This is a genomic window from Roseibium sp. RP-7 (assembly GCF_053005225.1).
This window is the reverse complement of the sequence record NZ_JBRKQA010000003.1, coordinates 114,799-133,950: the sequence shown is the minus strand read 5'-3', so window position 1 is coordinate 133,950 and position 19,152 is coordinate 114,799. Positions and strand designations below refer to the sequence as shown.

24 protein-coding genes are annotated in these 19,152 nt (G+C 60.0%); 13 read left to right on the top strand and 11 right to left on the bottom strand.

Annotation, left to right across the window (positions count from 1 at the left end):
- Window positions 1-257: 257 nt before the first annotated feature.
- The 8 genes from ACVDG9_RS23370 to ACVDG9_RS23335 all read left to right on the top strand — a co-directional run bounded on the left by ACVDG9_RS23370 (window position 258) and on the right by ACVDG9_RS23335 (window position 5,125).
- Window positions 258-1,292 carry an iron ABC transporter substrate-binding protein gene (locus tag ACVDG9_RS23370; RefSeq protein ID WP_447239111.1) on the top strand — a complete coding sequence of 345 codons (1,035 nt, stop codon included), beginning with the start codon at window positions 258-260 and terminating at the stop codon, window positions 1,290-1,292.
- Window positions 1,268-2,311 (top strand): FecCD family ABC transporter permease, encoded by a 1,044-nt coding sequence (locus ACVDG9_RS23365; RefSeq protein WP_447239110.1) that lies wholly within the window; start codon window positions 1,268-1,270, stop codon window positions 2,309-2,311. The genes ACVDG9_RS23370 and ACVDG9_RS23365 overlap by 25 nt, the downstream gene beginning before the upstream one ends.
- Entirely contained in the window at window positions 2,308-3,102 is a 795-nt protein-coding gene (locus ACVDG9_RS23360) for an ABC transporter ATP-binding protein (protein WP_447239360.1), read from the top strand. Before ACVDG9_RS23365 ends, ACVDG9_RS23360 begins: the two co-directional genes overlap by 4 nt.
- A gap of 66 nt (window positions 3,103-3,168) precedes the next feature.
- The gene (locus ACVDG9_RS23355) at window positions 3,169-3,495 is read left to right on the top strand and encodes an ArsR/SmtB family transcription factor (RefSeq protein ID WP_447239109.1); all 327 of its coding nucleotides are present in this window, start codon (window positions 3,169-3,171) and stop codon (window positions 3,493-3,495) included.
- On the top strand, window positions 3,492-3,920 hold the full coding sequence (locus ACVDG9_RS23350) for an SRPBCC family protein (RefSeq protein ID WP_447239108.1): 429 nt from the start codon (window positions 3,492-3,494) through the stop codon (window positions 3,918-3,920). Before ACVDG9_RS23355 ends, ACVDG9_RS23350 begins: the two co-directional genes overlap by 4 nt.
- A 20-nt stretch (window positions 3,921-3,940) precedes the next feature.
- A complete protein-coding gene (locus ACVDG9_RS23345; protein ID WP_447239107.1) occupies window positions 3,941-4,354 on the top strand; it encodes a DUF1801 domain-containing protein in 414 nt (137 codons plus the stop codon).
- 109 nt (window positions 4,355-4,463) lie between these two features.
- The gene (locus tag ACVDG9_RS23340) at window positions 4,464-4,676 is read left to right on the top strand and encodes a hypothetical protein (RefSeq protein WP_055659743.1); all 213 of its coding nucleotides are present in this window, start codon (window positions 4,464-4,466) and stop codon (window positions 4,674-4,676) included.
- Window positions 4,677-4,903: 227 nt separating this feature from the next.
- The gene (locus tag ACVDG9_RS23335) at window positions 4,904-5,125 is read left to right on the top strand and encodes a hypothetical protein (RefSeq protein WP_228870994.1); all 222 of its coding nucleotides are present in this window, start codon (window positions 4,904-4,906) and stop codon (window positions 5,123-5,125) included.
- 491 nt (window positions 5,126-5,616) lie between these two features.
- Here the strand turns inward: ACVDG9_RS23335 and ACVDG9_RS23330 are convergent, their stop codons facing one another.
- The 7 genes from ACVDG9_RS23330 to ACVDG9_RS23300 form a co-directional block, all read right to left on the bottom strand.
- A complete protein-coding gene (locus ACVDG9_RS23330; protein ID WP_023002874.1) occupies window positions 5,617-6,510 on the bottom strand; it encodes a DMT family transporter in 894 nt (297 codons plus the stop codon).
- Window positions 6,511-6,514: 4 nt separating this feature from the next.
- The gene (locus tag ACVDG9_RS23325) at window positions 6,515-7,255 is read right to left on the bottom strand and encodes a TenA family protein (RefSeq protein WP_447239106.1); all 741 of its coding nucleotides are present in this window, start codon (window positions 7,253-7,255) and stop codon (window positions 6,515-6,517) included.
- 336 nt (window positions 7,256-7,591) lie between these two features.
- Window positions 7,592-8,626, bottom strand: a complete 1,035-nt coding sequence (locus tag ACVDG9_RS23320; RefSeq protein WP_023002877.1) for an aspartate-semialdehyde dehydrogenase — start codon at window positions 8,624-8,626, stop codon at window positions 7,592-7,594.
- A gap of 110 nt (window positions 8,627-8,736) precedes the next feature.
- Window positions 8,737-8,874, bottom strand: coding sequence for a hypothetical protein (locus ACVDG9_RS23315; RefSeq protein ID WP_006937785.1), 138 nt, complete (start codon window positions 8,872-8,874; stop codon window positions 8,737-8,739).
- A 208-nt stretch (window positions 8,875-9,082) separates the two neighbouring features.
- Window positions 9,083-9,826 carry a maleate cis-trans isomerase family protein gene (locus ACVDG9_RS23310; RefSeq protein WP_447239105.1) on the bottom strand — a complete coding sequence of 248 codons (744 nt, stop codon included), beginning with the start codon at window positions 9,824-9,826 and terminating at the stop codon, window positions 9,083-9,085.
- Between the two features lie 18 nt (window positions 9,827-9,844).
- Entirely contained in the window at window positions 9,845-10,987 is a 1,143-nt protein-coding gene (locus tag ACVDG9_RS23305; RefSeq protein ID WP_447239104.1) for a M24 family metallopeptidase, read from the bottom strand.
- Window positions 10,980-12,062 carry a pyridoxal-phosphate dependent enzyme gene (locus tag ACVDG9_RS23300; protein WP_447239103.1) on the bottom strand — a complete coding sequence of 361 codons (1,083 nt, stop codon included), beginning with the start codon at window positions 12,060-12,062 and terminating at the stop codon, window positions 10,980-10,982. The genes ACVDG9_RS23305 and ACVDG9_RS23300 overlap by 8 nt, the downstream gene beginning before the upstream one ends.
- A 166-nt stretch (window positions 12,063-12,228) precedes the next feature.
- Here ACVDG9_RS23300 and ACVDG9_RS23295 point away from each other — a divergent pair, with 166 nt between their 5' ends.
- Entirely contained in the window at window positions 12,229-12,567 is a 339-nt protein-coding gene (locus ACVDG9_RS23295; RefSeq protein ID WP_228932466.1) for an ArsR/SmtB family transcription factor, read from the top strand.
- Window positions 12,568-12,583: 16 nt separating this feature from the next.
- Window positions 12,584-13,093, top strand: a complete 510-nt coding sequence (locus tag ACVDG9_RS23290; RefSeq protein WP_228932467.1) for an arsenate reductase ArsC — start codon at window positions 12,584-12,586, stop codon at window positions 13,091-13,093.
- A 35-nt stretch (window positions 13,094-13,128) separates the two neighbouring features.
- On the opposite strand, the gene ACVDG9_RS23285 is transcribed toward ACVDG9_RS23290, so the two are convergent.
- On the bottom strand, window positions 13,129-14,328 hold the full coding sequence (locus ACVDG9_RS23285; RefSeq protein WP_055659725.1) for a multidrug effflux MFS transporter: 1,200 nt from the start codon (window positions 14,326-14,328) through the stop codon (window positions 13,129-13,131).
- Window positions 14,329-14,555: 227 nt separating this feature from the next.
- Here ACVDG9_RS23285 and ACVDG9_RS23280 point away from each other — a divergent pair, with 227 nt between their 5' ends.
- Entirely contained in the window at window positions 14,556-16,775 is a 2,220-nt protein-coding gene (locus tag ACVDG9_RS23280) for an esterase-like activity of phytase family protein (RefSeq protein WP_447239102.1), read from the top strand.
- A gap of 88 nt (window positions 16,776-16,863) precedes the next feature.
- Here the strand turns inward: ACVDG9_RS23280 and ACVDG9_RS23275 are convergent, their stop codons facing one another.
- Both ACVDG9_RS23275 and ACVDG9_RS23270 read right to left on the bottom strand, forming a co-directional pair.
- Window positions 16,864-17,355: a cytochrome b/b6 domain-containing protein gene (locus tag ACVDG9_RS23275; protein ID WP_447239101.1), complete on the bottom strand. Its 492-nt coding sequence runs from the start codon at window positions 17,353-17,355 to the stop codon at window positions 16,864-16,866.
- Entirely contained in the window at window positions 17,355-17,753 is a 399-nt protein-coding gene (locus tag ACVDG9_RS23270; protein ID WP_082809654.1) for an antibiotic biosynthesis monooxygenase family protein, read from the bottom strand. Before ACVDG9_RS23270 ends, ACVDG9_RS23275 begins: the two co-directional genes overlap by 1 nt.
- A gap of 60 nt (window positions 17,754-17,813) precedes the next feature.
- On the opposite strand from ACVDG9_RS23270, the gene ACVDG9_RS23265 reads away from it, so the two are divergent.
- Together ACVDG9_RS23265 and ACVDG9_RS23260 are read left to right on the top strand one after the other, a co-directional pair.
- Window positions 17,814-18,272, top strand: coding sequence for a MarR family winged helix-turn-helix transcriptional regulator (locus tag ACVDG9_RS23265; RefSeq protein ID WP_081713203.1), 459 nt, complete (start codon window positions 17,814-17,816; stop codon window positions 18,270-18,272).
- The gene (locus tag ACVDG9_RS23260) at window positions 18,269-18,700 is read left to right on the top strand and encodes a YqaA family protein (protein ID WP_447239100.1); all 432 of its coding nucleotides are present in this window, start codon (window positions 18,269-18,271) and stop codon (window positions 18,698-18,700) included. The genes ACVDG9_RS23265 and ACVDG9_RS23260 overlap by 4 nt, the downstream gene beginning before the upstream one ends.
- A 47-nt stretch (window positions 18,701-18,747) precedes the next feature.
- Here the strand turns inward: ACVDG9_RS23260 and ACVDG9_RS23255 are convergent, their stop codons facing one another.
- Window positions 18,748-19,143, bottom strand: coding sequence for a VOC family protein (locus ACVDG9_RS23255; protein WP_447239099.1), 396 nt, complete (start codon window positions 19,141-19,143; stop codon window positions 18,748-18,750).
- Window positions 19,144-19,152 lie beyond the last annotated feature (9 nt).

The window sequence follows — 19,152 nt, the reverse complement described above, 5'->3', positions numbered from 1 at the left end:
AAGGTCATAATTGGGATCATCTTTGTCGATTTGCGTAAATTAAGAATGAAAGAAAATTCGCGTAAAAATAGCAGTGATAATCACAGTTTAGTGAGCGTTTCATAGTTCCGTGAAAGAGCTGCAGTTTATGTTGTTTTTGTGTATTTTCTCCGCATGATCCATCTCTGTACCGATGGAGTTTCTGTCTTGTCGCTTTCCTGAAGCTGAACTGAAATGAGCAGAAACCCTCGGTCAGTTACAAGAATGCTGGAGGAAACATGACGCGCCTGGCCGCTATTTGCCTTTTCCTGCTTTGCATTTCGGGGACGTCCGTCCTGGCGCGAAGCGTTACCGATTCCGCGGGTCGTACGGTCGAGATCCCGGAGACGGTGACCCGGGTGTTTGCTGCCGGGCCTCCGGCGTCCATTCTCGTCTATGCGCTCAAACCGGAAGCGCTGCTCGGCTGGCCGAGAGCGCTGCGGGACTACGAGAAGCCATTCATCGCCGAAGCCTTTCGGGACCTGCCCGAGACCGGCCGGCTGACCGGACGCGGCGGGGAGGCAAACCTGGAGCAGGTTCTTGCCCTGAAACCCGATCTGATCATCGATTTCGGGTCCGTCCGCGATACCTATATCGATCTTGCCGACCGTGTGCAGGAACAGACAGGGATTCCCTATCTTCTGGTCAACGGCCGGTTCGATGAAACCGCCGGCGCGTTGCGTCTTGTGGGCGAGGCGCTTGGCGTTCCGGAGCGTGGAGATCTTCTGGCCGCAGATGTCGAGGCAACCTTCACCGCACTGACTTCGGCGCTTGGTGCCGTGCCCGAGGCGGACAGGCCGCGTGTCTACCTCGCCCGTGGGGCGGATGGACTTGAAACAGGCCTGAAAGGGTCGATCAACACCGAAATCATCGAAAAGGCCGGTGGACGCAACGTTGCCGATGTGCCTGGGCAATACGGACTGGTGCAGGCAAGTCCCGAGCAGATTATCGTTGCCAACCCGGACACAATCGTGACGTGGGATCGTAGCTTCTATGAAGCTGTCTGGCAGGATCCCCTGTGGCAAGGCATTGCCGCGGTGCGTGACGGCCGGGTTTTCCTGTCGCCAACGGCCCCTTTCGGCTGGATCGACAGGCCACCGTCCGTCAATCGGATGATGGGTTTGAAATGGCTTGCAGGCCTATTCTATCCCGAACTCTGGGATGGGGAGCTGCGTCAGGAAACCGCCGACTTCTATAAGTTGTGGTATCATGTGGACCTGAGTGAAGCAGAGCTCGACACTCTGCTGGAATGGGCAAAGGGGCGGGCTCCCTGACCGGCAAATCTACTTCTTTCGCGCGTTCCGGCTTGTTCTTATGGCTCGGCCTCGCGCTTGTTCTTGGCAGTTTCGCGGCTCTTCTGATCGGTCCGTTTCCGCTTACGCCGTCCGAGGCCGTCGGTGTGCTGGCGCGCGTCGTGTCCGGCGCACAGCCTTCGGGAACGCAGGACACGGTGCTGCTGTCGATCCGTCTGCCAAGGGTGGTTGCCGCGCTGCTGGTCGGGGCTTCGCTTGCCGCCGCCGGTGCATGTTACCAGACCCTTTTCCGTAATCCGCTGGTGTCACCGGATATTCTCGGTGTTTCTGCCGGCGCGGGGCTCGGGGCCGTGCTCGGCATCTTCCTGTCGCTTCCTGTCGCAGCAATCCAGCTGATGGGTTTTGCCGGCGGTCTTGCCGCTGTTGTTCTCGTCGGTTTTGTTGCCGCGACGGTGCGCGGAGGAGACAGCACGCTTGTCCTTGTGCTTGCAGGCGTCGTCGTCGGCGCTCTGGCGGGGGCGGCGACATCCTTGCTCAAAGTGCTGGCAGATCCTTATGACCAGCTTCCGGCGATCACTTTCTGGCTGCTGGGCAGTCTGGCAGGCGTTAAGGCCGGCGATATCCTGCCGGCGGTACCTGCAGTTCTGTTCGGCCTTGTCCCGCTGTTCCTGTTGCGTTGGCGGATCAACGTCCTGTCTCTGGGGGATGAAGAAGCGAAGGCGCTTGGTGTGGAGGCCGGTCGGCTGCGGCTTGTCGTCATTTTCTGCGCGACCTTAATCACCGCAAGCGTCGTCGCCATTGCCGGTGTCGTTGGCTGGGTGGGGCTGGTGATACCGCATATCGCCCGGATGATCGTTGGCCCTGGTTTCGGGCGCCTGTTGCCGGCAGCAGCCTTGCTTGGTGCGGGATACCTTCTTGCAGTCGACACGCTGGCACGCACGCTCTCGGGAACCGAAGTCCCGCTCGGTATTCTGACCGCCGTTGTCGGTGCGCCATTTTTCCTGTGGCTGCTTGCCAGGGGGAGGCGGGCATGGGCGTGAAGCTCAGGGCTGAAAACCTGTCCATCGGCTATCCGGGCCACGATGTCGGGAGCGAGTTGAACCTGACCGCTTCCTCTGGCGACGTCTATTGCCTGCTTGGGCCCAACGGGTCCGGCAAGACCACTCTTTTCAAGACACTTCTGGGGCTGTTGCCGGCGCGTGGCGGCACGGTGCTGGTGGAAGGACGGCCGCTGAAGTCGCTGTCCCGTGCAGATATCGCGACGCGGATCGCCTACGTTCCACAGGCACACGCCGCGCCTTTTGCCTTTCCGGTTCTGGAAGTCGTGCTGATGGGCCGAACCGCAAAACTGCGTGCCTTTCAGCAGCCCGGCCCGCGTGACAGGGACGTCGCGTTGGCGGCGCTGGAAAGGCTCGGTATCGGGGAACTCGCCGGTGCAGACTATACGCAGCTTTCCGGTGGACAGAGGCAACTGGTGCTGATCGCCAGGGCACTTGCGCAGGAAACACGTGTCCTCGTGATGGATGAGCCGACATCCAGTCTCGATTTCGGGAATCAGGCGCTGGTGCTTTCCGAAGTTGCAGGTCTTGCGGCGGACGGCCTGACCGTTGTCCTGTCGACCCACGACCCTGATCACGCCTTTGCAATCGGAACCAGGGTGGCTTTGCTTCACGATGGTCGCATCAAGACGGATGGCCCCCCAAGGGAAGTGCTGACAAGCGCTGCTCTTTGCAAAGTCTATGGTGTCGATGTGCGGATCGAACAGCTCGCCGATGGCCGCACCGTCTGCCTGCCGTCACTTGCGCGCAAGCGGGAAGCGGTGCAGGTCTGAATTGTGCCTTGACTCGTTCATAACTCCAAGGTTATCAATTCAATCAATAACCGTGGAGTTATGAATTTGAGTGAGCTAACACCTGACCTTCTGTTTCGGACGCTGGCCGACCCGACTCGGCGGGCGTTGTTCGAGCGGCTTTGCCGCGAAGGCGAGCTGACAGTGCGGGTGTTGACCGATCAGGCCGGTGTCTCCCAGCCCGCAGTTTCCAAACATCTTGGCGTCCTGAAGGAGGCCGGGCTTGTCACGGACCGCCAGGAGGGGAGGCAGTCGCACTATAGCGCCAGGCCCGGAGCGCTCGCACCGCTTGTCGACTGGACTCAGCGCATGAACGTGTTCTGGGAACGCCGGTTCGACGATCTGGAAGACCTTTTGAGAAGAATGGACCAATGAGTTTCTCGGACGAAGATACCCTTGCTGTTGTCGTGGAACGGGAAATTCCCTTTCCCGCGGAAAAGATCTGGCGCGCGTTGACCCAGCCCCACCTGATCGAGGAATGGCTCATGAAAAATGCCTTCAAACCGGTTGTCGGTCACCGCTTCGACCTGAGTGCCGACTGGGGAATGGTCGATTGCGAAGTCCAGTCGATCGAGCCGCATAAAGCGCTGGCCTACAGCTGGAACACCAAGGATCTTCGAAGCACCGTGACCTGGACATTGACCCCGACGGATAACGGCACCCTTCTGCGTATGGAGCAAATCGGCTTCACGCAGGAACAACTGCCCTACTATCGCGGTGCAAGCGCCGCCTGGCCCCGCTTCATGGAAGCGCTGGAAAGCGTTGTTGCGCGGCTGGACGATGCCGGCGAAGACGCCTGATAACCGCAAGGAAGACGACCATGGACAATCAAGTGTCCCCCGCTCAGCAGATCGACGCCAGGATCGCAGACCTTGACGGCTGGCGTGGACGCACACTGGCGCGGATGCGCGCCCTCATTCACGAAGCGGTTCCCGAAGTCGAGGAAGCCTGGAAATGGCGCGGTGTTCCCGTCTGGGAAAAGGACGGCATCATCTGTACCGGCGAGACTTACAAGAAAGCCGTGAAGCTGACGTTCGCAAAAGGCGCGTCACTTGATGATCCGGCTGGTCTCTTCAATTCCAGCCTGGACGGCAACGTGCGCCGGGCAATCGACCTGTTCGAGGATGCAGACATCGATGAAGCGGCGCTGAAAGCCCTCGTTTGTGCAGCCGCCGAGCAGAATGCCGCTGCCTCGGCCGCCAGGAAATCGCGCAGGAAATCAGCCAAAGTCTGACAGTCCGCCGCGCGGCGGCCTGAGCGCACACCTCCAACTCTCAAGAACCCTTTGCTGACGGATCTTTCCGGCAGACGGGATCTTGCGTCGTGATCACCAGGAGCAAACCATGAATTGGAACAAGATCATCCGTCAGCTGCACCGCTGGCTGTCCATAGCCTTTACGCTGGCCGTGGTTGTCAATCTGGCTGCCATGGGGCAATCCGAGCCGGCACTCTGGGTCGGTTTACTTGCGTTGGTGCCATTGATCTTCTTGCTGGTATCGGGACTTTACCTTTTTGCCCTGCCTTATGCCGAAAGGTGGCGTCGGCAGGCACGGTAACGGGCAGTCGATTGGAGGATAGCCCGAATTCGGCTTCCAGGCGCCGTTGGCCGTCAGGCCAACGGCATTGGTGTGCCCTATCCTGGAAACTTTATCGTGAAATAGGGGGCAGGGGCGTTTTCCCCTGGCGCAAGCCATGATCCGGGCAAGGTCGGCTCCACGTGCAGCCTTGCTCTCATCCGCGGATACGGATCCTGAAAAAGGCGGCGAGCGCGGCAAAGGCCAGAATGGTTCTCTGGAAGACAAAGAAGATCATTGCCGTCTATCCTTCAAACCGACTGGTGACGGCGAAGGTGCGCCGCTTTGTCGACCACCTGGCGCCGATCCTGCGCCAAAGTCTAAGCGACATGCCGGACATGGACGTAGCGCAAGATGGATGCCCCGCAGATGGCATAAATGCAATGTCGGATGATTTGCGGCCCGACGAACAGGCCGCCAGTTTGCTTTGATCTGCGTTCATTACCGTTCGGTATTTGGCGGCTGAATGGCGCTGCTTGGCTGTAAATCGATGCGGACAATTGTTCTTGTCATCGAGGTGTTCGTTGCGAAAATACACCCAGTAGTAGTAATTCAGGCGAGGCTGACGAGCGAGTTTAAGTAAATTTTTCGAAAAAAGTACCGATGTATTCCCCAGATGGGGAATAGGAGATATGCCGTAGGGGCATAAGATCTTCCTGGCTGCGTCGGGGCGGTATGGCTGTTTAAGCTGGAACGTCTTGTTTGGTGTCAGCTATGTTTTTGCCGGTTGCTTACTCGAGGGGCGGTCGGTCCTCGAAATTCGTTTCGGGTGTTTTTTAAACTATCGATACTGGCGTTAGGGAGCCGGGTGAGGTCGGAACTACCCGCTTGCAGCCCGCTGCAAAGTACCGGTTCGAATCCGGCTCCCATATTCCTCTCACACTTGTAGATCCATTGTTCCGATCTGCCAACTTCCTTTTGCCTAGCTGGCAAAGAGCAGCGCACTGCCTGCCACAACACCTGCCGCGCCTACCCAGGCGCCTAGTGCCGGTGCTTCCCCGGTTCGCCACCACATCATCGGTAGCATGAGGACGGGTGTCGTTGCCGACAGGGTTGCGATGATACCGACTTCTCCGCCGGACAGCGCGAACAGGATCAGCGTCATGCCGAGACCCATGCCGAGCAAGCCGGAAATGGCGATCAGGCCGACGACCGGAAGCGTAAAGTTTCCTGCCGGCTTGACCCAGCTGACCGGAAGGCGTGTCAGGAGCAGCAGGCCCACAGCAGCAACGCCGACGCGTATGCTGGAAGCTGCGACCGGGTCAGCGCCGGTTTCCATGATCGGACGGGCAATGAGGGAGCCGACCGACTGGGACAGTGCTGCGGCAAGGCCGAGAAGCACGCCAATCCACACCGGACCCTTGATGTTTTCCCATTTGTGGAGTTGGGACTTGCGCTTGCCGAAACGGATGGCCAGCAGGACCCCCAGAAAGGTAAGGCCGATACCGACCATCTGCGTGGGGCTGAGGTCTTCGTTCAAGAGCAGCCAGCCGAGGATCGCCGACATGGGGGCATTCAGAGAGAACAGCATTGCAGTCCGGCGTGGACCCATGCGGTTCAACGTCAGGAAAAGCGCGGTGTCGCCAAGAAAGATGCCGACGAAACCGGACAGGACTAGAGGCAGCATCTGGGCGTCGCCGATGGAGCTCCACCCCGTGGTCAGGAACACCCAGGCGCACAGCATCAATGCCACAAGCACCATGCGGGTACAGTTGAAGGCAATCGCGCCGAGATGCTGAGCGGGGCCGGTGGACAGCAGGCCTGTCAGCGCCCACAGGGCAGCCGCGCCGAGGGCTGCGGCTTCATAGAGAAACATCGGGTCAGGTCCGTAACAGATCGTCCTCCGGACCGGGCACTTTGCCGGTCCAGGCGGCTTCGAAGAAGGCGACTTCCAGTTTGCTCATCTGGCGGAAAAGGCCCGCAACGCGGGCCTGCTCGGGTTCCGGCAGATTGGGGCCGATCCGGTCCATTTCCGCCCGGATCCAGGTCACGAAGGCCTCGAAGCCAGGCACGGCGTGCAGGTCAATCCATTCGGCGAGATAAAACGCGTCCGGGCGCGGTTTTCCCGCTTCGCGCTGGCCCCAGGTGAGATAACACCATTCCGCGCAGAGAAGGCATGCAAGGCCTTCGGCGTAACTGCCTTGTCCGGACGATTTCAGCAGGAGCTGCGAGAAGGCGCGGGTCACAGGGCCCTGTGCTGCGGTCTGATAAACCCGCGGTTCCACGCCGAGCGCCTCGAACGAGCGCAGGAAGTAGTCGTTTTCCTCCGAGGTCAGCAGAGCCAGGAAACCGGAGAGCCGCGACTTGGCGGGCATTCCGGGGGCTTTGGCGACGAGATATCCCAGAGTGGAAGCGAGATCCGTGACGAAGGTGTAATCCTCGATCAGATAACGCGCATAGGCTTCCTCCGGCATGGTGTCATCGCCGATCGCAACGGTGAAGGGATGGCTGGTCGCATCGCTCCAATAGGGCTCGGCGCAAGCTGTCAGCCAGTCGGTAAAGCGTCCGCCGGGAGTGCTTTCAAGGAAGTCGGTGAACGACCCGTCAAATTGAGAGGGCATGGGAGAAAACTCGTTGGCGGCCTTTGCGAACGCCGGGAATAGGGGATGACAGAGGTGATGCTGTTTTTGCGGCCTGTCAACATCAAAACCTGTCGGTCGCCGGCAATGTTCGGGTTTGTGGCGCTGAGCTGAGTGTTGTCGCTTCAACGCTCGACATAGCGCGTCGAGCTTCCCCGGAAAGAGGAAATCCGGGGCCTGGATCGATGGCTCGGGGGGCTGCTTGGTACGTGTCGGGAACGCGGTTCCCGCTTCAGGACCTTCGCAGTGCCGTCGACCGGATGGCAGCCGGCAGGCCACAAGAAAACGGGCGCCAGAGGCGCCCGTTTGAACTGTCGATCAGGCTGCTGCCTTCTTCGGCGTGATCAGGCCGCGGTTGACGAGAACCTCGGCGATCTGGACGGCGTTGAGCGCCGCACCCTTGCGCAGGTTGTCGGAAACGACCCAGATGTTGAGGCCGTTTTCAACGGTTGCGTCCTCGCGGATGCGGGAGATGTAGGTCGCATCTTCGCCGGCACTTTCGTATGGCGTGATGTAGCCGCCGTCTTCCTGCTTGTCGATGACGAGGCATCCCGGAGCTTCGCGCAGGATGTTGCGGGCTTCTTCAGCGGTGATCTCGTTTTCGAACTCGATGTTGACGCTTTCCGAATGGCCGATGAACACAGGTACGCGAACGGCGGTGCAGGTCACCTTGATGGCCGGATCGAGCATCTTCTTGGTTTCCGCCAACACCTTCCATTCTTCCTTGGTGTAGCCATCTTCCATGAAGCTGTCGATGTGCGGGATCACGTTGAAGGCGATGCGCTTGGTGAACTTGCTCGGCTCGATCGGATCGTTCACGAAAACCGCACGGGTCTGGTTGAACAGCTCTTCCATCGCTTCCTTGCCGCCGCCGGAAACCGACTGGTAGGTGGAAACGACGACGCGCTTGATCTTTGCGTGATCATGCAGCGGCTTCAGCGCCACGACCAGCTGGGCGGTGGAGCAGTTCGGATTGGCAATGATGTTCTTTTTCGTGAAGCCGGCAACGGCATCGGCATTCACTTCCGGCACGATCAGCGGCACATCCGCGTCGTAGCGCCATGCGGAAGAGTTATCGATGACAATGCAGCCCTTGGCAGCGATCTTCGGCGACCATTCCTTGGAAACGGTGCCACCGGCGGACATCAGGCAGATGTCGGTGTCGGAGAAATCGTAGTTCTCCATGGCCTGAACCTTCAGCGTCTTGTCGCCGAAGGAGACTTCGGTGCCCTGGGAACGGCGGGAAGCGAGGGCGACGACTTCGTCTGCCGGAAAGCCGCGCTCAGCGAGAATGTCCAGCATCTCGCGTCCGACATTGCCGGTAGCGCCTGCAATTGCGATCTTGAAACCCATCTTTGACTAGTCCTTGTCCGTCTCCCCGCTTCGCCAGCCGCCCGGTTCTGGATGGGCGTGGCCGGCTCCCGGCGCCTCCCATCCCCGGGGAGGCGGGATGAGCGGCACCGTCAAGCGGTGGTCTTGGTGGTCTTGGTAGTGCGTTTAAGAGCGGTTGCGGCAGCCGTCCGGGGCTCGCCGCGCATGAAGGTAGCGCTGGCAAGGGCCTGGGACATCATATCCAGAATGTCGGCTTTCAGCCGGGTCATCGGGGCTCGCAATCGTCAAAACTTGAGACGGCGGTGTTTTTGCCCGGAAATCCCCGCGAGTCAACAAGGAATAGGCAGGTGTTGCCAGCTAAGTGAACGAATTGATGCCGTTCGGGAACAGTCGAATAGCAGCAGCCTCGGCAATTTCACCGAAAGAAGACCTTCGGCAGCCTTGTGTTCTGGCGTGGATCTTTCCGTTTTTTGCGGCTCAGGTGGCAAAAAGCCGTCCCGGTCCACGGTCCGCCGTCCGCAGGACCGCCAGATGCATCATGTGCCATGCGAGCGCCAGGTTGGAGCTGATGACGGGTTTGGAAAGACGTTTCTCGCAGGCTTCAATGACAGGGAGCGTGCGCAAGTTGGTGCAGGAGGCAAAGACGGCTTCTATCTCCGGATCCTTGCCAACCTCGCAGATTGCCTCTTCCACGGACCGCAGGCTGATCCTTGCGACCACGGCTTCTTCCGCTTGCCCGAAAGAACCGACACTCAAGGGCGTTATGCCGTTTTCTTCCAGGAGACGGCAGAGTGCGTCGGAGACTTCCTCCACATAGGGCGAGACGATGGCGATCCGCGAGACACCAAGGTGTGCAAGGGCTGCAAAGAACGCGCGGGCGGGGTCGGTCACGCGTGCGCCAGGATGAGTTGCCTGGATCGCACCGGCGACCTGATCCGATCCGATCACCGTTGCGCCGGACGTGCAGGCATAGGCAATGACGTCGAGTGGTCGCGTTCCCGGCAATAGGGCTGCGGTGTCCGTCAGCCGGGCTTTCATCTGCATGAGTTTTTCGGAGGTGACTTCGGAAGCGCTCTCGATTCTGGCGTGAAGCAGCGAGACGCCTTCCTGATCAAAGAGAGGCCGGAACTCGCTCTCGATAGTTTCGTCAACCGACAGCAAGATCAGGCCGAAAGCCGCTTTTGTTGCCGAGCCCTTGTCGCAGTCGAAGGAAAGTTTCATGCCGCGGTTCCAGGTGTTCTAGCGGGTGATAACAGGAATGTCCGGCCCTGCCGGCACGGTCAGGAATTCGGGTGATCCGTCTCGAATGACAATGTTTTCCTCGTGAACCATCATCCTGCCTGGGCCGAGCGAGAGGCTCGGCTCCAGTGTCAGCACCATGTTTTCTCGAAGTGGGGTCTCGTCGAAGCCGGTCAGGCTGGGCGCTTCGGTAAGTTGCATGCCAAGCCCGTGGCCGAGCCGGCCGACGTCACCTTCGCCCTGGTCCAGCACCTTGGCCATGGCCTGGAATAGATCGGCACAGGTGCGGCCCGGGCGGGCAATTTCGGCAGCTGCCTCAACGGCCCGGACAAGTGTTTCATGGGCGGATCTGACGGCATCACTGGCCCGGCCGATCGCAAAATTGCGGTCAAAATCGCAGAAATATCCGCTTTTGGTTGCGCCCGTATCAAGCATCAGGACGTCCCCTTCCTGTAGGGGGCGGGCCGAGGGGGGAGAAATGACATCGCCGTAGCCGTCCTGTCCGGCTCCGCCGACCAGATAAGGCACATCGTCCGCACCTTGCTTCAGAAGTTCGATCCGGAAGGACCGGAAAACCTCGTTGAGCGGTTGGCCGGAGTGAAAAAGCGCCGGTGCCTTGGCAAATGCTTCCGAGCCGATACCGCAAATCTCGCGCAGGAGAGCAATTTCACGTTCAGATTTCACCATCCTGAGGCTCTGGATCAGGCCGGTTCCATCCAGATATTCAGCGTCGTTTGTGAGATCTCGAAGGCGCTGAAAGTCGCGAAGAGGCATGCGAAGCACGCTTTCCCGCCCCATCGGCATGGCGATTTTCGTGAAGCCCTTGAGGGTGTCCGCGAGCAGGGCGATGCCGTCATCGACGGGGTGCGGGGCGGAAAACACCCGGATATCGTCAATCCAGGTACTTGCCATCAGGTGCGCGCCGATCTGCGGAATGACCGCAATCGGCTTGCCGTTTACCGGCACCACGAGGAACCAGGGTCGCGTGGGGCTCTGCCAGAACAGGGTCCGGAACCCGGTGAAATAGCGCATTTCGGCTTCGGTCGTGAAAAACAGCGCGTCGATGCCCTGGGAAAGCATGGATTTTTGGGCTGCTTGCGTGCGCGCGGCAAATTCGTCTTCAGGAAAATCCTGTTCAGACATCTTCCGGTCCTTCGGAAAGATAGCAGAGCACCCGGGCTTCCGGTCCGAGGCCGAGGGTCGATGCCCCGCCACCTGCGTGTCGAACGGCTGTGATACCGCCCGCACCGGATGGCGTCGTCGCAATGCCGTTGTTGCCCAGCCAGTCGACCGTTTCAGCCGCTTCGCTGTCGGAAACGGTCACGAAGAAATCGGCTTCCCTGGCCAGGTACTTCAGCGCCAGATGCGAGGGTTCCTTACAGTCTAACCGGCCCATGTTCGACACCGGACCGGGCGCCGTGACGGGCTTTCCGGCTTCGATGCTGGCCATAAGGGCGGGTGCGTATTCTGGCTCCACCACGACGATGGTGACATCGCGGCCCCAGGTCAGGCGCGCGCCGACGGCACAGGCGGCGGCAAGTCCGCCGACACCCGCCTGCAGGAAGACATGCGTGGGCGGTGTCTTGATCTGCCGGGCAATTTCCGCGGCCATCACAAGATAGCCCTCCATGACGTCGTGTCCGGCGGCGGTCATGCCAGGCCAGGTGCTGTCCGGCAGCAAGGTCCAGCCTTCGGCCTCGGCGCGCCTCTGGGCTTCCGTCATGCTGTCTTCATAGGTGGCTCCGGCCCGGACAACATCAGCGCCCCGGGCCTTGAGGCGGGCCTCAAAGGCGCTTGGAACAGTATCGGCAACGAAGACGACAGCCTTGGCACCAAACAGCGGAGCGCCTGCGGCAAGGGACATGCCGTGGTTCCCGGCACTCGCACAGACAAAGGTCATGCCGTTGAGTGCGGAGGAATGAAAGGGGGCAAGCCCGTCCCGGACGCGCTGGTCAGCCAGTTTGGCGATCGCATAGGCAGCGCCAAGTGCCTTGAAGCTGCCAAGGCCCATGCGCTGCCGTTCGTCCTTGAGGGCAAGGTTCTCGATAGCAAGATCGGCCGCGAGGTCGTTCGCCATAAGCAGCGGGGTTTCATCCGCACGCGGGCATTTCCGAAAAAGGTTCTCTGCTCCGGCGACGTCCTGCGACACGGATCCATCCGCAAGCCCGCATTGCTCGGGAAGGCCTTTGCCGAGGAAAGGATTTTTCAGTGTTTTCATCATCTGCCCCGCGCGGTTTCCCAGGCAGGTCAGCAGCTCTGAAGGCCGGTTGCAAGCGACTTGCTGAAAATGACGGTTACGAACCAGACCGGGCCGTGTCCGAGATGTTGCGCCCGATCGGGAAAAAAGACTTGCCTGTTGCTGATGAATCGAAATATCATGAATTATGGATATAAAAGATGCGCTGAGCGCTTTTGGGGCGCTCAGCCAGAAAACCAGACTGGAAGTCTTCCGGCTGCTAATCCGGGCTGGTGAGGCAGGAATGACTGCAGGCGAGATCGGTGAGGCGCTGGACGTTCGGCAGAACACCATGTCGGCGAACCTTGCTGTTCTGCTTCAGTCCGGGCTGGTCCGCAATGAACGCGAGGGGCGGTCGATCCGGTACTTCGCGGACCTTGACGGCATACGTGAGTTGCTGACGTTTCTGATGGCCGATTGCTGTGGTGGTCATCCGGAACTTTGTGCGCAGGTCATCGAGACGATTGCCTGCGGAGAGACCTGTTGAGGTCAAGGGGGATCAAATGTCCGGCGATGTCTACAACGTGCTTTTCCTGTGCACTGGCAATTCCGCCCGGTCGATCATGGCGGAGGCGATCCTGAACCGGGACGGGCAGGGCCGCTTCAGGGCGTTTTCTGCCGGGTCACAACCGGCTGGCGCCGTGCGTCCGGAAGCACTTGCCTTGCTCAGCAAGCTCAATTTCAAGACGGATGGGCTGCGCTCGAAGGACTGGGCCGAGTTCGCTGTGCCGGATGCCCCGGTCATGGATTTCGTCTTTACCGTTTGCGACAATGCGGCCAAGGAAACCTGCCCTGTCTGGCCCGGGCAGCCGATGTCCGCTCATTGGGGGCTGCCAGACCCCGCAGCGGTTGCAGGAAGCGACAGCGAACGGGCGGTCGCATTCAACGATGCCTTCCGGATGCTCAGCAACCGGATCTCGGTTTTCGTGAGCCTGCCGATGTCTTCGCTCGACCGTCTGTCCCTGCAGAAGAAACTCGATCAGATCGGGCAGTCCGCCGAAGAGCACGTGTAACGCTTCTCCGGCGGACTGGTTTCAAGGTTGTCGCGTCAGGCGACTGCCTGGCCCTCACGCGACGTGCGCAGGGTCAGCAGTGCGATGACCAGGGCGATGAGCGCACAGGCGGCAACCGCGCCAACCAATGGCAAAGCTGTCCGGTCGAAGAACGGGCTGCAGACGAGGATCATCACGCCACCGGCAACCATCTGGAAGGTGCCCCCGAGGGAGGATGCCATGCCGGCATGTTCGCCATGTTCTTCCAGCGCCATGACCATCACCGGAGCAATGACCTGTCCGAGGCAGGTGTTGCCGATGAAGAAGAGCGCCATCAGAACCGGCAGGTCGTCGATGCCGCTCCACACAAGAATGACCAGCAGAACGTTGGCTGCCGCAAATCCGCTGACGGCCCTCAATGCAACTCTGCCCATGCCGAAGCGCTCACCAAGCGAGGCGGCAAACTGGGAAGACGCAAAGAAGCCGATCGCGTTCAGCGCGAAAACAAGGCTGAAGGCTGTCGGCGTCAACTGGTACTGGGTCATGTAGACCAGCGGCGCTGCGGCGATGAAGACGAAGAAACTCGCCAGCGAGAAGCCACCGATCAGCGTCAGACCCATGAACCTGCTGTCACGCATCAGGTAGATGGCGCTGCGCAGCATTGCCGTCGGGTCGATCTTGCCCCGGCGCTCGGCCGGTAGCGTTTCGGGCAGCAGGAAGGCCATTTGCAGCATGGCGAGAAGGGAAATCACGCCCAGGGCCACAAAGATCAGGCGCCAACTGCCGAACTGGATGATCAGGCTGCCGGCGAGCGGTGCCAGCATCGGCGAAACGCTGAAGACCAGCATCACCAGAGCCATCAGCCTGGTCGCCTTTGGTCCGGTGTGGAGGTCGCGGACCACGGCCCGCACGATGACCATCGGCGCGCCGGCACCAAGCGCCTGCACGAAACGGCCGAATGTCAGGGCTGAAACGTCGACCGCAGTCGCGCACATGACCGATCCGATGAGGAAGACGATCAGGCCCAGGAAGGCGGGCAGCTTGCGTCCAAACCGGTCTGCCAGCGGACCGTAGATCAACTGGGCTAACCCGAAAGCGATGAAATAGACCGTGAAGGTCATATGAACCGCAGCGTCGTCCGTCTGCAATGCCTGCACGATTTCCGGCATGGCGGGCAGATAGAGGTCGATGGCAAATGGACCGACAGCAGCGAGAAGCCCCAGCACAATGGCGGAGCGGACAAAACCGATCTGCATTGGAAAATCCGATGAAAAATGCGCCGGAGGCACAAATGCGGGAAAGTCTGGAAGATGGAGGTGGCGGAGATCACCGCCCGGCCTTGATATGATGTAAGTGCTCGAAATGCAAATTCAAGGCTTGCTGGGTGTTGTCATGAAAGCTTCATGCAACTGTCACCGATATTGTAATCAGGGCCACTAGCTTGCGCGCACCATCAACCCGATATTTTGTGGGAGCGAGTGCAATGGCGGACCTTCGTGGGCGCTTTTTAAAAGGTGTCAGCCTTTCAGTCCTGTTCGGCCTTGGCGCCGTGTCGGCAGCACAGGCAGAGTATTTCGAGCGTATCAACACATTCCCGGTCTACAAGACCCTGCCGGAAGGCGTGGATCAGGCCACCGAAACCGTTGCCGAAATCATCTACGCCACGAAGGACGGCCGCACGCTCGTCTTCACCGACAGCCCGGGCGAAGCCATTGTTTTCGTCAATGCGGCCAACCCGCTGAACCTGCAGCCGATGGGCCGCACCGCGCTTGGTGGTGAGCCGACTTCGGTCGCCGTCGGCGAAACATTCGCCTATGCCGGCGTCAACACGTCCGAAGACTACGTCAATGCGTCCGGCCATCTGGCCGTGATCGCTCTCGACGGTCTTGGTATCACCGCGAAGTGCGATGCCAAGGGTCAGCCGGACAGCGTTGCCATCTCTCCGGACGGCAAGTTCGTTGCGATCGCCATCGAGAACGAGCGCGACGAAGATCTGAACGACGGCGTGATCCCGCAGATGCCGGCCGGCCATCTCGCGATCTTCGATCTGGACGAAACCGGCACGCCGACCAACTGTGACGCGGTCCGCATTGTCGACCTGACGGGTCTTGCAGAAGTCGCACCGACCGATCCGGAGCCGGAGTTCGTTTCGATCAACTCCCAGAACCAGGTTGTCGTCACGCTGCAGGAAAACAACCATATCGCCGTGGTCGATCTGGCCTCCGGTGAAGTTGTCAGCCATTTTTCCGCCGGTACGGCTTCGGCTGAAAACATTCCGGTGTCCAAGGCGCGCATGAGCGATGCCTCCGGTTCAACCGAAAACGTCAAGCGTGAGCCGGATGCGGTTGCCTGGATCGACGACGAGCGTTTCGTGACCGCCAACGAAGGCGACTACGAAGGCGGTTCGCGCGGTTTCACCATCTGGAACACCAAGGGCGAGGTCCTGTTCGACAGCGGCAACCAGATGGAACACCTTGGCATGGCCAACGGCCACTATCCGGCCAAGCGCGCGTCCAAGAAGGGCACCGAGCCGGAAGGTGTGACGGTTGGTGAATTCGGCGGTGAAAAGCTGATCTTCGTCAATTCCGAACGCGGCAACTTCGTTGCTGTCTACAAGGACACCGGCGCCGAGCCGGAATTCGTCCAGTTCCTGCCGACACACGTCGGTCCGGAAGGCTCACTTGCGATCCCGAGCCGTGACCTGTTTGTGGTTGCCAACGAGGTCGACAGTGCGGAAGACAACGTTCGCGCGCAGGTCTCCCTCTACAAGTTTGGTGCGGACGCTCCGTCCTACCCGATGGTCGTGTCCGAAACCGACCCGGAAAAAGGCGCGCCGATCGGCTGGGGCGCACTGTCCGCACTGGCTGCAGACCCGGAAGACGGCAACAAGCTCTACGCCGTTAGCGACAGCTTCTATGACGACGCCCGCATCTACACGCTGGACATCTCTTCCAAGCCGGCAAAAATCGTTGCCTATGCAACCGTTCAAGGTGGCAATCAGGCAAAACTGGACCTGGAAGGCATCTCTGTTTCCAAGGATGGCGGCTTCTGGCTGGCTTCCGAAGGCAATCCGGACAAGGAACTGCAGCACCTGCTGCTGAAAGTCGGTACCGACGGTCAGGTTCAGGAAGAAATCACGCTTCCGGAAGAGCTGAACGCCCAGTCCGCACGTTTCTCCTTTGAAGGCGTTGCCGAGTTCGAAATGGACGGCAAGACGCTGGTGGCCGTCGCCGTTCAGCGTGAATGGAAAGACGACCCGAAGGGCATGGTGAAGCTGGCTATCTACAATCCGGCCGACAAGTCCTGGGGCTTCGTTCACTATCCGCTCGACAAGCCGAAGAGCGCAGCCGGCGGCTGGGTCGGCCTGTCGGAAATCGTCTCCATGGGCGACGGCAAGTTCGCCATTCTGGAGCGCGACAACAAGGGTGGTGAAGACGCAGCCATCAAGCAGATCACCACGACCTCCCTGGAGGGGGTGACCCCGGCTGCCTACGGATCTGAGCTCCCGGTGGTCCAGAAGCGTTACGCCATGGATATCCTGCCGGCTCTGGCTGAAGGCAAGGGCTGGGTTCTCGACAAGCCGGAAGGCCTGACGATCACGGCCGATGGTCGTCTGATCCTGGTCACCGACAATGATGGTGTCGACGATGCACCGGGTGAAACCCGACTGATCGACCTCGGCCCGGCAAGCCGCCTGAACTAAGGCACTTCAGACAAAGGTCCTCCCAAGACCTGAGCGAAGGTCCGGCCGCTTTATGCAGCCGGGCCTTTCCTTTTCTGCATTGCCATTCTTATGCCGTGAAACTTCGTCTTTGCCAGTGCCACAGGGCGGCAAGACCGTGCAGTCCGATGAGTGCTGCAAGCAAAAGCGCCGCGGCATGGTGCAGGCCTGCCGGTGGCAATCCGGCGAAAGCCGCAAGTCCCGGCAATGTGCCATTCGCAATCTTTTCAAGGCTACCGGATATGGCGATCATGCCGATACCGCTGACCAGGAGCAGCAGCGGTATGAGGCGCAAGGCGGCGTGGACGCCCTTGCCGATAGCTTGCTGCAACCCGGAATGAACGGCGAACACCGGCTGAGGGCCCCCCTTTGCCAGCCAAAAGATTGTGCGGACAAGAGCGAGCAGGCCCGCAGACAAGCCAAGTCTCAGATGGGTTTTCAGAAGGTTTGGCGAAAACGGTTCGTTGTTCGTCAGGGCATAGCCGGTAGCCAGGGCGCTGATGGTAAGAGCGGCAATCGTCCAGTGCAGCAGCCTGTTTCCGGTTACGGGCAAGGCCGCCATCACTCATCCTCCCGAATGACGGTGTAGAGCGCGGCATGAAAGCTGATGCCCTTGAATTCCGCGACGATGCCGCTTTTGCCGAGCTTCTGAATGGCGGCCTGATACGCATCTGGACTTTCCCAAAGCGCGATGTTGACCAGCTGGAACTTCGCCTGCGGAGACAGGGACTGGTGCAGGCGCGTGGTGATGTAGCCAGGCTGCTCTTTCAGGAAGTCGCGCGCCTGTTCCCAGCTGCGAACTGCGTCGGCAAGACGGTCTTCGGGAACTTCGAAGGAATTGATCAGCGTTACCGGGGTGTTGGTGTTGATTTCACTCGCCATGGCGGAGACTCCCAGGTTGGCGGTCAGGAAGGAAAGTGCTGCCAGATGAATGGCACGACGTGTCCAGAGTGATGTCATTTCGAACTCCTAATTATATAGCAAGCTATGTTTATTTATATAGGGTGCTATCTATCGTATATGCAAGGGATGACCTTCGAAAAAGATTCCTCCGCCGGGTATCTGGCAAACCACATGGCACGGCTGTTTGCCGCCGGTCTCCATCGCCGTATCCGGCCGCTAGGCCTTTCGCCGGGCCAATTTCCGGCACTGGTCGCCCTTTGGGCAAAGGAAGGACGCACGCAAAAGGAACTCGTGCAGTTGCTTGATATCGAACAGGCAACGCTGGCAAACACCCTGGCCCGGATGGAACGGGACGGCTTGATCACCCGTCGGGCGAGTGAAGAAGACGGCCGGGTTCAGGAAATATTCCTGACCGACAAGGCCAAGGTTTTGGAAAAGGAAGCCATCGCGTCTGCGATTGCCCAGAACGGAGAGGCGCTGGAGGGGTTTTCGGAACAGGAAAAGGCACAGTTCCTGGATTTCATGCACAGAGCCATTTCAGCCATGCAGAAAGCCCAGACCGGCAGTTCCCGATGAGTGCCAGCTTGATGGGCCTGTTCGGCATCTCCTTTCTGGCTGCCACCCTGCTGCCCGCCCAATCCGAACTTGGCCTTTCCGGCCTGATTGCGCTTGGAACGGAACCCGTCGTTCTGCTGGTTGCGGCGGCAAGCCTTGGCAACACGCTCGGATCAATGGTCAACTGGGGTCTCGGCAGGGCAGCAACCGCCTGGTCGACCGCTTCCTGGTTTCCGGTCAAGCCTGACAAGCTCGCCAAGGCAACGGGCTGGTATCACCGCTATGGACGATGGAGCCTGCTGCTCAGCTGGGCGCCGATTATCGGCGATCCCCTGACATTGGCGGCAGGTGTGCTCAAGGAACCCTTCTGGAGCTTCACCCTGCTGGTCGCAATTGCAAAGACAGCACGCTATGTCGCTGTCGCGTTGATCACGTTGCAGGTTATCTGAGGCTGCGGGCCAGCCGGGGAATGCGAAACCTTCGCTGCGCGGGACGCTTAACCCTCAAAACGCTCGATCAGATCCCACTTGTTGCCGAAGGGGTCCTGGAAGACGGCTACTTTGCCATAAGCCTCATGGCGCGGTGTCTCCAGAAAGGTGACGCCGGCCGTGAGCATCGCCTGATGATCGCGATCGAAGTTGTCGGTGTGCAGGAACAGGAACACACGGCCGCCGGTCTGGTTGCCGATGGCGGCGTGCTGATCGTCACCGTCGGCTTGCGCCAGCAGGAGGCGTGTCTCGGAGCTGCCCTTGGGCGCAACCAGTACCCAGCGTTTGCCGCCGCCAAGGTGGGTGTCTTCGACCAGGTCAAAGCCAAGCTTGCCGACATAAAAGTCGATACCCTGGTCATACTCGGGCACGATGAGGGCGATCGCTCCAATCATCTGTTTCATGGCAGGCCG

Excerpts from the sequence above, each read along its gene's own strand:
- ACVDG9_RS23370 (WP_447239111.1), top strand. The coding sequence starts at position 258 with ATGACGCGCCTGGCCGCTATTTGCCTTTTCCTGCTTTGCATTTCGGGG.
- ACVDG9_RS23365 (WP_447239110.1), top strand. The coding sequence starts at position 1,268 with ATGGGCAAAGGGGCGGGCTCCCTGACCGGCAAATCTACTTCTTTCGCG.
- ACVDG9_RS23350 (WP_447239108.1), top strand. The coding sequence starts at position 3,492 with ATGAGTTTCTCGGACGAAGATACCCTTGCTGTTGTCGTGGAACGGGAA.
- ACVDG9_RS23345 (WP_447239107.1), top strand. The coding sequence starts at position 3,941 with ATGGACAATCAAGTGTCCCCCGCTCAGCAGATCGACGCCAGGATCGCA.
- ACVDG9_RS23340 (WP_055659743.1), top strand. The coding sequence starts at position 4,464 with ATGAATTGGAACAAGATCATCCGTCAGCTGCACCGCTGGCTGTCCATA.
- ACVDG9_RS23335 (WP_228870994.1), top strand. The coding sequence starts at position 4,904 with ATGGTTCTCTGGAAGACAAAGAAGATCATTGCCGTCTATCCTTCAAAC.
- ACVDG9_RS23330 (WP_023002874.1), bottom strand. The coding sequence starts at position 6,510 with ATGTTTCTCTATGAAGCCGCAGCCCTCGGCGCGGCTGCCCTGTGGGCG.
- ACVDG9_RS23325 (WP_447239106.1), bottom strand. The coding sequence starts at position 7,255 with ATGCCCTCTCAATTTGACGGGTCGTTCACCGACTTCCTTGAAAGCACT.
- ACVDG9_RS23320 (WP_023002877.1), bottom strand. The coding sequence starts at position 8,626 with ATGGGTTTCAAGATCGCAATTGCAGGCGCTACCGGCAATGTCGGACGC.
- ACVDG9_RS23315 (WP_006937785.1), bottom strand. The coding sequence starts at position 8,874 with ATGACCCGGCTGAAAGCCGACATTCTGGATATGATGTCCCAGGCCCTT.
- ACVDG9_RS23310 (WP_447239105.1), bottom strand. The coding sequence starts at position 9,826 with ATGAAACTTTCCTTCGACTGCGACAAGGGCTCGGCAACAAAAGCGGCT.
- ACVDG9_RS23305 (WP_447239104.1), bottom strand. The coding sequence starts at position 10,987 with ATGTCTGAACAGGATTTTCCTGAAGACGAATTTGCCGCGCGCACGCAA.
- ACVDG9_RS23300 (WP_447239103.1), bottom strand. The coding sequence starts at position 12,062 with ATGAAAACACTGAAAAATCCTTTCCTCGGCAAAGGCCTTCCCGAGCAA.
- ACVDG9_RS23295 (WP_228932466.1), top strand. The coding sequence starts at position 12,229 with ATGGATATAAAAGATGCGCTGAGCGCTTTTGGGGCGCTCAGCCAGAAA.
- ACVDG9_RS23290 (WP_228932467.1), top strand. The coding sequence starts at position 12,584 with ATGTCCGGCGATGTCTACAACGTGCTTTTCCTGTGCACTGGCAATTCC.
- ACVDG9_RS23285 (WP_055659725.1), bottom strand. The coding sequence starts at position 14,328 with ATGCAGATCGGTTTTGTCCGCTCCGCCATTGTGCTGGGGCTTCTCGCT.
- ACVDG9_RS23280 (WP_447239102.1), top strand. The coding sequence starts at position 14,556 with ATGGCGGACCTTCGTGGGCGCTTTTTAAAAGGTGTCAGCCTTTCAGTC.
- ACVDG9_RS23275 (WP_447239101.1), bottom strand. The coding sequence starts at position 17,355 with ATGGCGGCCTTGCCCGTAACCGGAAACAGGCTGCTGCACTGGACGATT.
- ACVDG9_RS23270 (WP_082809654.1), bottom strand. The coding sequence starts at position 17,753 with ATGACATCACTCTGGACACGTCGTGCCATTCATCTGGCAGCACTTTCC.
- ACVDG9_RS23265 (WP_081713203.1), top strand. The coding sequence starts at position 17,814 with ATGCAAGGGATGACCTTCGAAAAAGATTCCTCCGCCGGGTATCTGGCA.
- ACVDG9_RS23260 (WP_447239100.1), top strand. The coding sequence starts at position 18,269 with ATGAGTGCCAGCTTGATGGGCCTGTTCGGCATCTCCTTTCTGGCTGCC.
- ACVDG9_RS23255 (WP_447239099.1), bottom strand. The coding sequence starts at position 19,143 with ATGAAACAGATGATTGGAGCGATCGCCCTCATCGTGCCCGAGTATGAC.